At 40.0% G+C, this 14069-nt stretch carries 12 protein-coding genes; 9 read left to right on the top strand and 3 right to left on the bottom strand.

All coding sequences use genetic code 11. From position 1 onward, the window contains the following. The first annotated feature begins 248 nt into the window (after window positions 1-248). The 9 genes from DZ860_RS11765 to uxuA all read left to right on the top strand — a co-directional run bounded on the left by DZ860_RS11765 (window position 249) and on the right by uxuA (window position 10311). Window positions 249-1427, top strand: a complete 1179-nt coding sequence (locus tag DZ860_RS11765) for a Gfo/Idh/MocA family protein (RefSeq protein WP_120031482.1) — start codon at window positions 249-251, stop codon at window positions 1425-1427. 2 nt (window positions 1428-1429) lie between these two features. Then, complete coding sequence (locus DZ860_RS11760) at window positions 1430-2296, top strand: sugar phosphate isomerase/epimerase family protein (protein WP_120031480.1); 867 nt, start codon at window positions 1430-1432, stop codon at window positions 2294-2296. A gap of 97 nt (window positions 2297-2393) precedes the next feature. After that, a complete protein-coding gene (locus DZ860_RS11755; protein ID WP_120031478.1) occupies window positions 2394-3383 on the top strand; it encodes a Gfo/Idh/MocA family protein in 990 nt (329 codons plus the stop codon). 2 nt (window positions 3384-3385) lie between these two features. Beyond that, complete coding sequence (locus tag DZ860_RS11750; protein WP_120031476.1) at window positions 3386-4261, top strand: sugar phosphate isomerase/epimerase family protein; 876 nt, start codon at window positions 3386-3388, stop codon at window positions 4259-4261. 277 nt (window positions 4262-4538) lie between these two features. Beyond that, window positions 4539-5354 carry an outer membrane protein OmpK gene (locus tag DZ860_RS11745; protein WP_120031474.1) on the top strand — a complete coding sequence of 272 codons (816 nt, stop codon included), beginning with the start codon at window positions 4539-4541 and terminating at the stop codon, window positions 5352-5354. 194 nt (window positions 5355-5548) lie between these two features. Further along, window positions 5549-6904: an MATE family efflux transporter gene (locus tag DZ860_RS11740; protein ID WP_120031472.1), complete on the top strand. Its 1356-nt coding sequence runs from the start codon at window positions 5549-5551 to the stop codon at window positions 6902-6904. Between the two features lie 335 nt (window positions 6905-7239). Further along, window positions 7240-8007, top strand: a complete 768-nt coding sequence (locus DZ860_RS11735; protein ID WP_120031471.1) for an FCD domain-containing protein — start codon at window positions 7240-7242, stop codon at window positions 8005-8007. A 274-nt stretch (window positions 8008-8281) separates the two neighbouring features. Further along, window positions 8282-9028, top strand: coding sequence for an FCD domain-containing protein (locus tag DZ860_RS11730; protein WP_120031469.1), 747 nt, complete (start codon window positions 8282-8284; stop codon window positions 9026-9028). A gap of 101 nt (window positions 9029-9129) precedes the next feature. Beyond that, window positions 9130-10311 (top strand): mannonate dehydratase, encoded by a 1182-nt coding sequence (gene uxuA / locus DZ860_RS11725; RefSeq protein WP_120031467.1) that lies wholly within the window; start codon window positions 9130-9132, stop codon window positions 10309-10311. Window positions 10312-10430: 119 nt separating this feature from the next. Here the strand turns inward: uxuA and DZ860_RS11720 are convergent, their stop codons facing one another. The 3 genes from DZ860_RS11720 to DZ860_RS11710 form a co-directional block, all read right to left on the bottom strand. Then, complete coding sequence (locus DZ860_RS11720; RefSeq protein ID WP_120031465.1) at window positions 10431-11645, bottom strand: MFS transporter; 1215 nt, start codon at window positions 11643-11645, stop codon at window positions 10431-10433. 12 nt (window positions 11646-11657) lie between these two features. Next, window positions 11658-11837, bottom strand: coding sequence for a hypothetical protein (locus DZ860_RS11715; protein WP_120031463.1), 180 nt, complete (start codon window positions 11835-11837; stop codon window positions 11658-11660). A 183-nt stretch (window positions 11838-12020) separates the two neighbouring features. Further along, window positions 12021-13673 carry a phosphoethanolamine transferase gene (locus DZ860_RS11710; RefSeq protein ID WP_120031461.1) on the bottom strand — a complete coding sequence of 551 codons (1653 nt, stop codon included), beginning with the start codon at window positions 13671-13673 and terminating at the stop codon, window positions 12021-12023. Between the last annotated feature and the right edge of the window lie 396 nt (window positions 13674-14069).

Genomic DNA, 14069 nt, shown 5'->3' with positions numbered 1-14069 from the left:
ACACTTTTTAAACTTAAAATATCCATTTTATTTAAAGATAAAAAATCGATAAAATAAAAATTGTCTGCATTAATGCATTCAACGGACAATTTAAAACCCCAATTATGAGATGTTGTATTTATATTTTAAAACAACGTCTCATAATTGATAAAATAGTGATTAACTTCACTGTTTAATAATAATAATTGAATTACCATCTGTTTTATAAATTTAATTATAAAATATCAAAATAAATTACTGAGGTATATATGACTGTTCGCATAGGTATTATTGGAATTGGGCAACAAGGTTCGATGTATTCTTCTGTTGTCGCTCACGGTAAGCTAATGGGTAATGACATCGGCACTGTTGAGGGCATGGAATTAGGCGCGGTATGTGATATTAGCCTTGAGCGTAAAACATGGGCTGAAGAAAATATTCCTAATGTTCCTTTTTTCACTGATTACATCGAAATGATGGACAGTGGTCTAGTTGATGCTGTTCTTGTAGTCGTACCTCACTACCTGCACCCTGAAATGTCAATCGAAGCAATGAAGCGCGATCTTCACGTTCTTTGCGACAAACCAGCAGGTGTTTACACCAAACAAGTTAAAGAAATGAATGAATTTGCTGCTACTAAGCCTGAGCTTAAGTTTGCAATGATGTTCAACCAACGTATGAACCCTCTTTACATCAAACTTAAAGAGATCATGGATTCAGGTGTTATCGGTGAAATCCGTCGCACTAACTGGATGATCACGACTTGGTGGCGTCCAGAAGGTTACTACCAAATGAGCGAATGGCGTGCAACTTGGGGTGGCGAGGGCGGCGGCGTTCTTATTAACCAAGCACCACACCAAATCGATTTGTGGCAGTGGCTATGTGGTATGCCTACCAAAGTACTAGCGAAAGCATCTTACGGAAGTCAACGTAACATCGCGGTAGAAGATGATGTAACTGCACTTGTTGAATACGCGAACGGCGCAACAGGTTCATTCATCACTTGTGTTCACGACCTTATGGGTACTGACCGCTTTGAAATTCTTGGTGACAAGGGCAAGATTGTTGTTGATGGCAGCAAGAAAATTACGCTTAAAGTGCTTAACGAATCTGAGAAAGAAATCAGCAAAAACCTATCATTTGATGACATGAAGCAGTTGTTCATGGGCGGTGGCATTGGTGACCGTGTTACTGAGACGACATTTGAATTTGCTGATCAATGGGGCATCCAACACAAAGATGTAATGCGTAACTTTGCAGATGCTATCACCAATGGTGCTGAACTAGTTGCTCATGGCTCTGAAGGTATCAATGCATTGAGCATCACAAATGCTATGCACCTATCTAGCTGGTTGGGTGAAGAAGTTTCACTACCAATCGATGAAGACCTATACTTCGCAAAACTTCAAGAGAAGATTGACGAAGAAGCAGCTAAGAAGGCGAACTAATTATGACTCAGCCACAAATTGCTGTTCAGATGATGATGCTAAAAGACAAAGTTGCAGAGAATGGTATCTACGAAACTCTAAAAACTTTGTCTGGTATGGGATTTAAAGCCGTTGAGATTTCACAGCTTGATATGACCGAAGAAAACGTAGTTGCAATGGAAAAAGCGATTCAAGACTTCGATATCAATATCTGTTCTTTAAGTGCTTACACGCAACAGATTCATCCAAGCTTCCCTGTTGACTCTTTTGACCTGCACTACGACAAGATTGTCTCTGATGCGAAACGTTTGAACGTTGAATACCTACGTATCGGTATGCTTCCATTCTCAATGTTTGGTGATGCAGATAAAGTTGTTCAGTTTGCTAAAGAAATGGACAAGTGGGGCGAGAAGCTAAGCGCTGAAGGCATTAAGCTTTTCTACCACAATCACCATTTAGAGTTCGATAAAGTAGATGGTAAATCATACTTTGATATGCTGCTTGAAAATACGAACCCTGAAAACATCGGTTTTGAAATTGATGTTCACTGGATCCAACGTTCAGGTTTAAATCCTGTTACTGTGATTGAGAATCTGCAAGGACGAGCTGAATTAGTTCACCTTAAAGACTTCCGTATCGCAACTCCGGATCCAGAAGCAATGATGGGCGCTCTTGCAAAGGGTGATATGTCAGTGTTCTTTAATGCTATCCAGTTTGCTGAAATTGGTGAGGGTAACCTTGACTTTAAAGCAATCATTGAAGCTTGTGAGCGCACTGGTGTTAAATACCTGCCAATCGAACAAGATGATACTTATGGTCGTGACCCATTCGAATCGCTACAAATCAGTATGGACAACCTAAAAGCACTTGGTTTCTCTGAGTACTTTTAAGTCCTAATCTAAGTAGTAGTGGTGTTAGAACTAGCACCACTACTAAATCACTCTCTGTTCCTTTTTTTACCCCTTTTTCCTATCAGAGATATCAGCCATGTTAAAAGTAGGTCTTATTGGATGTGGTAACATCTCAGTTATCCACCTGGAAGCGATTAATAAAAACGAAGATGCACTTTTGGTAAGTGTATGTGACATAAAGAGCGATATTGTTTCTAAAGTATCCAACGAAATGAACTGTAAGGCATACACAGATTATGCTGAGATGTTGGAACATGAAGATTTAGACGTCGTTCATATTTGTACACCTCACTATCTCCACAAAGAAATGATTGTAAAAGCTTTGTCACTCAACATTCATGTTGTTACTGAAAAGCCTGTCGTCATGAACATCGAAGAGTCGAAAGCTGTCAAAGCTGCCCTTTCGCAATCAAAAGCTAAGCTAGCAGTGACATTCCAGAACCGATTAAATCCAACGTCTTTGGTTATGCGCCGCTATGTTGACGAAGGTCTCTTAGGTGACTTGATCGGTATTAAAGGTTTTGTTACTTGGTGTCGTGAGCCGATTCAATACTACGCCGAAAGTGATTGGCGTGGTCAGTACGCAACTGAAGGTGGTGGTTTCCTTATCAATCAAGGCATTCATACACTTGACCTTATTCAATGGCTAGGTGGAGAGATCAGTACTTTAAACGGAAGTTATTCCACAAAGGCATTCCAACAATATATCGAAGTTGAAGATACAGCAGAAATATATATTGAGTTTAAGAATGGCGCTAAGGGATTATTCTACGGCACTAATGCTTACTCAACTAATACCCCTGTTGAGATGGAACTTATGTTCCAGAATGGCTTACTAAAATACATGAATGGCAAACTTTACATCGAAGATGAAAATAAAGACTTTGTATTTTTAGAAGAAGACTTCGCACCTGGTCAACGAGGCATGAGTTATTGGGGCGCGAGTCATCAAAAGACCATTAACGCTTTCTACAAAGCAATCATTGATAATACAAGTGACTACATCAATCTCGATGAAGGACTTAAAACAATCGCTATTCTTGACCAATTGAGAAACAAGGATTAATAATGAGCAAGCACGTATTGCTATCTGCTTTTGCAGATGAAATTGATATGGATTTAACCACACAAATGGATGTTCTTGACACACATGGTATCAAGCATATCGAAATGCGTGGTGTTAATGGCAAAAACATTAGTGAAGTCACTGTGGAAGAAGCTGTTGAAATAAAAAAACAGCTTGATGCACGTGGATTTAAAATTTCATCTCTCGGATCGCCTGTTGGTAAGATTTATCTGAAAGATGATTTTGAAGCTCACAAAACGATGTTCGTTCAGCTATTAGAAGTAGCGAAAATCCTTGAATCTAAGTACATGCGTATTTTTAGTTTCTTTATGGAAAAAGAGACGAATCATGACGATTATGCTGATGATGTAATCAGTCGTTTGAAAGAGCTATCAGCAATCGCATCGTCATACGATATCACTCTACTTCATGAAAATGAAAAAGACATTTACGGTGATACATCTGCACGTTGTCTGAATCTTGCTGAAAAAGTGAATTGCGACAACTTTAAGCTTGTTTTTGACCCTGCTAACTTTGTGCAGTGTGGTGAAAATCCTTTCGTTACTTACTCACTACTAAAGGACCATGTGGCTTACTACCACATCAAAGATGCGCGTTCGTCCGATAGCGTTGTCGTACCTGCTGGTGAAGGTGATGGGCAGATTAGTCAAATCATCAAAGAACTGACGACTGAGCGAGACTACCACGGATTCTTATCTCTAGAACCTCATCTAGGTAACTTTGCTGGCTTCGCTGCGCTTGAAAACATTGAAGAAGGTGAAGTGGAAGAATTAGAACAAAGTGATGCAGGTAAGTTTGGTATCGCTGTTGATGCATTAAAGACTATTCTTGCTAGCCAGAATATTGCTCACGCATAAGATGCGTATCACCCAACAAGCGTAAACGTTGGGATGAAGTGAAAGACTTCAATAAAAAATAATCTGAGATTATTTTAAGTAAATAAGCGGTCTTACGGCCGCTTATTTATTACTTGTTATAAAACCACACGTAATATTTAGGCGTTAAATACCTACCAGTTACAATTATAAATTTTGCAAATTTATTAAACACATAAAATAACGTTAAGTTATTCAAATTAAAACAGCAGTTAATATATATTAATCTGCACATACTCACCTGTACTATAGATTTAAAATGAAATTAAAACATATTTCCGCTCTAGCTTTATTTTGTTCAGCATCAGCAAACGCACTTATTCTACCCAATGATGCAAAAACCCTCGATCGTGTATCTGTTTATTATATGGACTGGTCAGAAGGTGCGACCGAACAATCGCAAGGTTTTGCTTTCGATACCGGTGTTATTCAATACAGCCATGCTGCTATCAAAAATTGGGGGGAATGGGTTGCCATTATTGATGCCTCAAACTTTTCCAAATTGTCGAAAAATGACTATGACGATATGGAATCTATTACCGTTCGTACCATGACGCATAAAAACTTAGGTGACACTAACTTTAATGCCTGGGCGCAAAACACGTTGGCAACCAGTACCGTTATGACAGCAAATGATTTGTATGTCGGTATTAGTTACGATTGGAATATAGGTTCACTGCAATTAAAACCAGCGATTGGTCTTCATCATAACTTTGGCATGGCGAGTATTCCTTTACCTACTCAGCCAAATCCAGGAATGGAATTAGCGATGCATACCGATCATTCTGGTTTAGCTGGGATGACGGCTGTTATTACTGCTCAATATCCTTTTACTGTCTTTGACCAAGCGGTTTTATTTAATGCTGGTTTGGACTATCAATTTGCCCGCCCTGATGATTACAAAGAGTTTGTCATGGTAGATCGCGATGCAGGTTATGCAGCCATTATCAACTTAGATTGGAGCATTTCTCAAAACCTCAATGCGTTTATTGAATATCGATACATGAACAATTACTCAGTTGCAATGAATGGCAATGCAGGTGGTTTGGCCGTTGGGGTCGGGTATAGCTTTTAACGATAAAACCATGCCAGTGTATTAAGTCCCGTAAATTCATATCACTAGGGGCTTATTACACAACGCTGATCGGTTATCTACGGATAAGCGTTTGCGCAAGAATCAGAATCACCAAATCGTGTAATTTGGTAGATATCAGTGTTGTATTTAGTCGTCACTCCTTTGCATGTCTAGATAGTCATTAGGTAAAAAATATGTCTAAAAATAAATTTTATGAATTACAAGGATTGGCTATTCCTCTTGCTTTAGGTTCTTTGGCCGCCAATAGTATGGGATTTATTGATGCAACTATGGCAGGCAATGTCAGTGCGGTTGATCTTGCCGCCGTTTCGTTAGCTGGGAGTCTTTGGTTTTCAATAATGATGCTGTGCTATGGGGTTTTTATTCCATTGTCACCAGTCATTTCAGGGTTAAATAAATCGAATCAACGGAATCAAATTGCCCCTAAAATTCATAATAGCATTTATGTTTCGATATTAAATGCCATCCCGATTGTGATTTTATATCTCAATATTGAATCGATTCTAATTGCAGCAAATGTGGAACGAGAAGTGGCCTCAAAAACCGCTGAATATTTGTTTTATATGATTTTTGCTATTCCAGCTTATCTATGTTGGGGCATACTGAAAATATTATGTGACTCCCTATCATTAACGAAAATTGGCATGATAGTGGGTTATATTGGCGTAATCATCAATGTGCCGTTGAATTATGCATTCGTGAATGGAGAGTTTGGCCTACCTGCGATGGGTGGAGCGGGCTGTGGCTTAGCGACCGCTATTTTGTACTGGGCTATTTCTATGATTATCGCTTTGTACATAATGACCTCAAAAAAATTTAAAGACATTAACGTATTTAAAGTAACGCCGCCAAATATAGAAGGAATGAAGTTTGCCTTCAATCTAGGTATGCCAATATCAATCGCGTTATTTCTAGACTTACTAGCATTTGGTGTTATTTCTATATTGGCCGCGGGTTATGGTGCAGTATCACTTGCCGCCCACCAGGTCGCTTTGAACTCTGCAATGCTAATATGTATGGTGCCAATGGCGTTAGGCAATGCAACAAGCATTCTGGTTGGGGGCTGCGTGGGTGTGGATGACTTTGCTGGAGCTAAGGAGTCGATTAAAGTCGGTTTAGTGACCACTCTGCTATTAATCATTGTGACATCTGGCCTAACGGTAATATTCAGAGAGCATATTGGCCTGATTTACAGTAACGATTCAACAGTTCTAAAAACATCATCTTTTCTATTGATATTGGGGGCATTGTATCAATTATTTTCGGCGCTTAATCACGCGTTACGTGGGGCATTGCAAGGATTTGGTGAAACCAAAGTTATTATGAAAACTTCTATTTTAAGTAGTTGGTTGGTCGGCTTACCGCTAGGTTATGTACTTGCAAATACAAATTTGATTGTTGATGCAATGGGAATTTATGGCCTATGGGTTGGCTTACTTTCTATCCCATTGGTTGCTTCATCAATGATGGTACTAAAATTACGACATAAACTCGCAGGATACGATAGTCAATTGCAATTTGAATCATGATACCGACTACGTCTCTATAGGAAATTAGGCGAACGTATGTCTTAAATATAAATATATTGGTGGTATTGCTATCGAGTCCCTACTGTTGATTCTTGGCATCATGACCGTTTTCAGAATGATCAAAAAAGAGTTTTTGGCGACTTCTGATCGCAAAAAAGTGAAGTATATGCCATTAAGCTGTAGACATTTTTATTAGTATGTAGATAGCGTTTTGTCGTGGATTATCCAAGGGTTACGTTTTAATAAAGCGTGATAGGTAGAGCAACTTAATTATAATTAGAGCACATTTTTTGGTAGACTGTACATAACGATAAGTCATCAAAAATAAGGTACTTATGGAAAATATAACTAGACGATATGTATCAATAGGCAGAGAGCTGATTGAGCAATTGAAAACAAGCCGATATCAAGTAGGGGACAGATTACCTACCGAAAGGGATATTGCGGAGCAATTTGGTGTCAGTCGCACTACAATTCGAGATGCAATTATCATGCTTGAGTTACAGGGGTTAGTGGAAGTTCGTAAAGGCTCTGGCGTATACGTCATTTCGCTACCCGATGATATAAGTTACCCGCACCTATCTCGTCATGATGAACATTCAAATTATGACAACAACGATATTGGTACGTTTGAGATGCTGCAAGCTCGTCAATTGCTTGAAAGTAATATCGCTGAATTCGCAGCGACTAACGTGACTGGTGTTCAAGTCAACCGCATGAAACAGATACTCGATGCCGAGCGAATAGCGGTAGAGCTCGGGACTCAAGAATATAATCATGACAAAGATTTTCATATTCTCATTGCAGAAGCAACGCAGAACAACTATTTGATAGAAGTTGCTCAAGCGGCATGGGATCGTCGTACCAGTAGTAAAATGTGGGCTCAATTACATACTCACATTGATGATACGGAATATCGAACCCAATTTATTGAAGACCATGCCAAGATTCTTTCCGCACTGCAGAAGAAAAATCCTGCTCAAGCAAAAGAAGCGATGTGGCAACACATGGAAAATGTAAAAGAGGCACTTCTATCGCTATCAGACACCAATTCTGATGATTTCGATGGTTATCTTTTTGACTCTTATAAAGTCGATGTTTAGCCTGTTCCCTCTTGGTAATGCTTCGTAATTACCTATCGTGAATTTTATCTTAAGAGTATATAAGTCGATGTTGAACATCGACTTTTTTGTTCATTTTATCTTTTTGGTATGTGTATTTCTGATGGCCATAATGCTGCATAAGTGGCTAGAAAAGCGAACTCGCTCGGTTTCAATCTGGATCTGTGGAGCAGTAGACAAAATTGGTCGACCAATTGGTTGACCAATTTGTTTTGGGTGATATCATAATAGTCAAAATATTAGATATGATTTTCCTATGAACATCGCAATTACAGAACCAAAACGTTTGTATCAAGAAATTGGCCTTACTCTGCAAGAGCGAATCCGCTTAGATGAGTTTAAGGTCGGTGATCGCTTACCGCCAGAGCGTGATATCGCGGAAGAGATGCAAGTAAGTCGTTCGGTTGTCCGTGAAGCTATTATTATGCTAGAGCTTCAGGGCTTAGTTGAAGTGCGCAAAGGTTCCGGTGTTTACGTATCAAATGTTCCTAGCAATGATTCTCAGCAAGCACCAGTTTCTTCTCGCTCTAATTCTGACATTGGTCCATTTGAATTGCTGCAAGCTCGGCAAGTACTGGAAAGTCAAATCGCAGGCTTTGCAGCAAAACATGTGACAAAAAATGACATATCAAAGCTACGTGAAGCTCTAGATACAGAACGTCAACAGCTAGAAACTGGTCACGGTGATTACGATGGAGATGAAATGTTTCATCTGACGATTGCTGAAGCATCACAAAACAGCGTACTTGCGGATATTGTAAAAGATCTTTGGTTCCGCCGAGATGCGAGTTGCATGTGGCGACAACTCCATGCCCGATTTACTGATACTGGCTATCGCATTGCGTGGCTTGATGATCATGAACAAATTTTAAAGGCGCTGCAACGCCGTGATCCAGATGGGGCGCGAGAAGCGATGTGGCACCATATCGAAAATGTAAAGCAAACACTATTTGAATTATCTGATGTAGATGACCCACGGTTTGACGGGTTCTTATTTAGATAGTTTTAATTACTCGTTATAAAAAACAATTAAATATATAAAATACTGGTGAGTTGGTAACAACTCTCCACTCACTAGTATTGTCTAAATAAAGGTAAGATAATATGGAACAGACGTGGCGTTGGTACGGTCCTAATGACCTAGTTTCTCTCGATGATATTAAACAAGCAGGCGCAACGGGTATTGTTAATGCTCTTCATCATATTCCAAACGGTGAGGTTTGGACTAAAGAAGAAATATTAAAGCGTAAAGCGATTATTGAAGAAAAAGGATTTACTTGGTCTGTAGTTGAAAGTGTTCCAGTACACGAGGAAATTAAAACTCGTACTGGTAACTATCAATTATGGATTGATAACTACAAGCAGTCTTTAACTAATTTAGCTGAATGCGGAATCGATACGGTTTGTTATAACTTCATGCCTGTCTTGGACTGGACTCGTACCGATTTAGAATATGAATTGGCAGACGGTTCGAAAGCACTTCGTTTTGACCAAATTGAATTTGCAGCTTTTGAACTTTGTATCCTAAAACGTCCAGGGGCAAATGCGGATTACACTGAAGCTGAGCAAGCTCAAGCGCAAGCACGTTTCGAAGAAATGAGCGAAGCGGAAATTGCCAAACTGACAGCAAACATCATCGCTGGCTTACCGGGCTCAGAAGAGGGTTATACTCTAGAAGAGTTCCAAGCGCGTCTAGATACTTACAATGGTATTGATAAAGCGAAACTGCGTGAACACATGGTTCTATTCTTAGAAGAGCTGATGCCAATTTGTGAGGGCCATGGTTTGAAGATGGCGGTTCACCCGGACGATCCACCGCGTCCAATTCTAGGTTTGCCTCGTATCGTATCAACGATTGAAGATATTGAAGCGCTAACCACAGCAGTACCTAGCATGATGAACGGAATTACCATGTGTACCGGTTCTTACGGTGTTCGTGGTGACAACGATCTTGTTAAAATGATCGAAACGTACGGCGATCGCGTTTACTTTACTCATTTACGTTCAACGCAACGTGAAGAAAACCCAATGAGTTTCCATGAAGCTGCGCACCTTGAGGGTGATGTGGACATGTACAACGTGGTTAATGCGTTGTTGAAAGAAGAGAAACGTCGTAGTGATGCGGGTGAAACTCGCATGATCCCAATGCGTCCAGACCACGGTCACCAAATGATTGATGACCTGAAAAAGAAAACCAACCCAGGTTACTCTTGTATTGGTCGTTTGAAAGGTTTAGCGGAAATCCGCGGCGTAGAATTAGCACTTAAGCGAGCGTTCTATCAGTAAGAACCATAAAAGATTAATCAGAGCGTCTTTGATTCAGTCATTCTGTTAATAGGTAAAAGCAAAAACCCTTAGCATCCGCTAAGGGTTTTTTATATTTATTTAATCTGAGTTCCGGTTATTTATGCCATCGCCAATCGAGGCACCGGTTTATCGTTGATTGGTAGGTGAATTAACGCCGCAATGAAAGCCATTACAACCGTTGACCACCAAATTGGCTCGTATGAACCGTAGTAGTCATAGATGCGACCACCTGCCCATGCGCCAAGGAAGCTGCCCACTTGGTGTGTAAAAAATACCAATCCATATAAGGTGGATAGGTAACGGGCACCAAACATTTGGCGCACTAAACCCGATGTGAGTGGAACCGTACCTAACCAGCAGAAACCAATAGCACCACCAAATATTGCTGCAGTGTGTTCAGTGACAGGTAACGAAACGAATCCGGCAATAACGACAGTTCTCATCAGATACAATGCCGACATCACGTGACGTTTACTGTATTTGTCAGCCATCACACCCCAAAAATAAGAACCGAAGATGTTGAAAATACCCACATAGGCGAGGGCCATTGCTGCACTTGATGCGGGTAAATGTTTGTCTGCCAAATAGCTGGGTAAGTGGGTAGCAATAAACATAACGTGGAAGCCACAGACAAAAAATCCAGCATGAATCAACCAATAACTTTTATTAGAAAATGCTTCTTTTAGTGCTTCTTTCAGTGTTTGATTTTCAGTTGCTGCGTTGGTTGCTGCCGCGGTACTTGAGTTTTTATTCGCGGTTCGCATAAACAATGCAAACACAACAATCAGGCTACATAGCATAGCAAATACTTGTAAAGCTTGTTGCCAACCAAAGTCGCTGAGTAGCGTTTGAGCGCCAGGGATCATCGCGAACATACCAAAAGAACCGGCCGCCGTAGTTAAGCCAAATGCTTTTGCTGCGTGCTGTGCAGGGACAACCTTTGCGACAACACCAAGAATAATGACGTAGCTAGTTGCGCTCAAACCAAGACCAACAAGGGCACCAAGAGAAAGATAAAGTAAGCTAGGCTCAACGGCGATTGAAGTTAGGTATAAGCCCAATGCATAAGAGATCGAACCGATGATCAAAATGCGTTTTGATCCCCATCGATCCGATGCCATCCCTACGAAAGGCTGAAATACACCAAATAATAAGTTTTGTAGTGCGATAGCAAAGCTAAAAAATTCACGACCAGTCTGGAAGTGGTCGGAAATTGGCATCATAAAAATACCAAAAGATTGTCTTATCCCTAGACTAATAATCAAAATCCCTATTCCTAACCAAACAAGAATAGGAAAACGGAAAATACTCATAATGTGCTCATTTTAATGATGATGGTGGTGCTGAGAGGAGATCTCTTCAGATTGTTGATGACAACCGCTATTGATTGCTTGTTGTGCCAATAGTTCTAGCAATCGGGGAGAGTGATGAACCACGGTTAATGTTACGACTAATAGCAGAGTCATTCTCAACACTTGAGCGAAAATGGTTTGTGAAAAAAGCATGTATTGCGCTCTGTTGAAAAAAGAGCGCGAAGTGTAGTGATTTATATGAAATGACACAAATGAAAATTTGTGAAGTCGAGTATGCATACTATGCATAACATGGAGGCTAAAAAAATTTGATGGGCCTCACAAAAAAATAGTGAGGCCCATATCGATTAGCTTTGGTAACGACTAGGTCTGCGGTTATGGTTGACGACAGGTTTGGAATAGGTCCAAGGCTGGTTGATAAGCTGTTGTTTTTACGTCCATAATGCCCAGTAATGAATGGAATAAGTTGTCATGAGAAAACTTCCCTTTTTGCTGAGCTTCTTGTTTCAGGCAAGCGGTATCGATTTGCTTCTCTTTTTCAAAGCCTGGTGACATCCACAAGATAAACGGTACTTTTTTCTGAAAGTCCGGGGCTAGGCTATAAGGCATGCCGTGTAAAAATAGGCCATTTTCACCTAAAGATTCTCCGTGATCAGAAACATAGATCAGCGCAGTGTTGTACTGCGTTTCGAGAGCTTTCAGTTTGTTGATAAGCTGATTTAAAACGTAATCGGTATAGAGAATAGTATTGTCATAAGTATTCACGATTTGCTCGATACTACAGTTCTCAATATCGGCTCGCTCACAATCGGGTAGAAACTTAGCGTGGTTTTTAGGATAGCGTTTGTAATAGGTTGGGCCGTGACTTCCCATTAAGTGAAGGGCAATAATGCGATTTCCCTTTAAGTTAGAGATGTCTTGGTCAAGTCCTTCTAACAGTGACATATCGTAACAGGTTGAGCCATCACACAGGGTGTTTTTTTGAGTTCGGTCGACCGCTTTATAAAGTACATTTCGAGCAACGCCTTTGTCACCACCATCGTTATCTTTCCACATAATATTAATACCAGCATGTCTTAATATATCGAGAACATTATCTTGGTTCATAGCATGCGCATGATCGTAGGTATTATGGGTCAGTTCTGAAAACATACACGGGAGCGACACTGCGGTGGCGGTACCACAAGAGCTGACGTCTTGGAATGAAATAACATTCTGCGCAATCGTGTATTGATTGGTTGCTCGCGAATAGTTATTGAGTTGGTAGTTTTGTGTACGAGCAGTTTCACCGACTACCACGAATAATAATGTTGGTTTTGTTTTAGCTGCCTGCAAGGCCTGTTGTGATTGCTTCGCGTCTGATCCTACGGTGCGGTAGGGCTCTGGTGTCGTGAGGTAGTTCTTATTGACATACTTGACAGCGCTACTAACAAACTCAGTAGGTATGATCATTTTTTTTAAGTAGCTGTGGTTTCGACCGACAGAAGCGTAATCTTGATAATAGAGAGCGGCAATGGCAATAACGATGAGTACTGAAACGATCATCGATGCTAATTTCATTAAGGTGAATTTTAACCAACTACCTTGGTTGGAGAGGCGCATAAAAAACACCCATAAAGCAGGTAAGCCCCCCATTAAGAGTATCCAAGTTAGTGAGTAAGCACTTAGGTAAGAGCTTGCTTCACTCGTATCGGTTTCAACGATATTGGTGATCATGCCATAGTCGAAAAATGTGCCATAGTTATAAGCCGCATAACTCACCACACTCGACATGAACAATAAAATGATAAAAAACGGTTTACTGATCCCAGGCCAACTAAATAAGTTGAAGAGAAAATTGAGTGCAGCCAAGAAAAAAATAGGGATGGATAGGACAAAACCGATCTTAACACCATCAAGTTGGTTAAATATCGAATAGAGTTCTTTGTAAATTGGGATGTTGACGATTAGCGCAAAGTACAGCGCCAGTAAAAACGTAAATGTTACGTATGAAATCGTACGATGAGTTCTAGTTCTAGAATGAATCATAATAACCACGGTAGCGACAAGGCTCAAAAAGAGCAAAAATCAAAATGTATTTTAAAAAGATAACGAAAGATCTTTCTCAACACATAACCATTAAAGCGTAATACATAAGAAATAAATCAGTGAAAAAGTTCGGCTTCTTATGCATCAACAAACAGGATGTTGTGTTCCTCTTTGTTTCGTCGTGCGTCTATTAACTTTGCTTTTATAAATTGGGTATCTATAAACCTATCTATAAGATATAGCACACTTATTTTGAGCGTAATATTACGCTTATATGTGATAGGTGTCTGTGAAGATAAGATTTCATTTTTCGTCAGTCGATTGAGGTTTGGGACATTATGATTTTTCGATGCCTAGTTCTTAAAGGTCTAGTTCTTAAAGGTTTAGTTTTTAGAA

The sequence above is a fragment of the Vibrio sinensis genome (assembly GCF_003605645.1).
GTDB classification, from domain to species: Bacteria; Pseudomonadota; Gammaproteobacteria; order Enterobacterales; family Vibrionaceae; genus Vibrio; species Vibrio sinensis.
Note: the sequence above shows the minus strand (reverse complement) of the source record. Positions and strands in the feature narration are given on the sequence as shown.

Bases quoted from the DNA above. Each gene is read 5' to 3' on its own strand.
- DZ860_RS11765 (WP_120031482.1), top strand. From the start codon at position 249: ATGACTGTTCGCATAGGTATTATTGGAATTGGGCAACAAGGTTCGATG.
- DZ860_RS11760 (WP_120031480.1), top strand. From the start codon at position 1,430: ATGACTCAGCCACAAATTGCTGTTCAGATGATGATGCTAAAAGACAAA.
- DZ860_RS11755 (WP_120031478.1), top strand. From the start codon at position 2,394: ATGTTAAAAGTAGGTCTTATTGGATGTGGTAACATCTCAGTTATCCAC.
- DZ860_RS11750 (WP_120031476.1), top strand. From the start codon at position 3,386: ATGAGCAAGCACGTATTGCTATCTGCTTTTGCAGATGAAATTGATATG.
- DZ860_RS11745 (WP_120031474.1), top strand. From the start codon at position 4,539: ATGAAATTAAAACATATTTCCGCTCTAGCTTTATTTTGTTCAGCATCA.
- DZ860_RS11740 (WP_120031472.1), top strand. From the start codon at position 5,549: ATGTCTAAAAATAAATTTTATGAATTACAAGGATTGGCTATTCCTCTT.
- DZ860_RS11735 (WP_120031471.1), top strand. From the start codon at position 7,240: ATGGAAAATATAACTAGACGATATGTATCAATAGGCAGAGAGCTGATT.
- DZ860_RS11730 (WP_120031469.1), top strand. From the start codon at position 8,282: ATGAACATCGCAATTACAGAACCAAAACGTTTGTATCAAGAAATTGGC.
- uxuA (WP_120031467.1), top strand. From the start codon at position 9,130: ATGGAACAGACGTGGCGTTGGTACGGTCCTAATGACCTAGTTTCTCTC.
- DZ860_RS11720 (WP_120031465.1), bottom strand. From the start codon at position 11,645: ATGAGTATTTTCCGTTTTCCTATTCTTGTTTGGTTAGGAATAGGGATT.
- DZ860_RS11715 (WP_120031463.1), bottom strand. From the start codon at position 11,837: ATGCTTTTTTCACAAACCATTTTCGCTCAAGTGTTGAGAATGACTCTG.
- DZ860_RS11710 (WP_120031461.1), bottom strand. From the start codon at position 13,673: ATGATTCATTCTAGAACTAGAACTCATCGTACGATTTCATACGTAACA.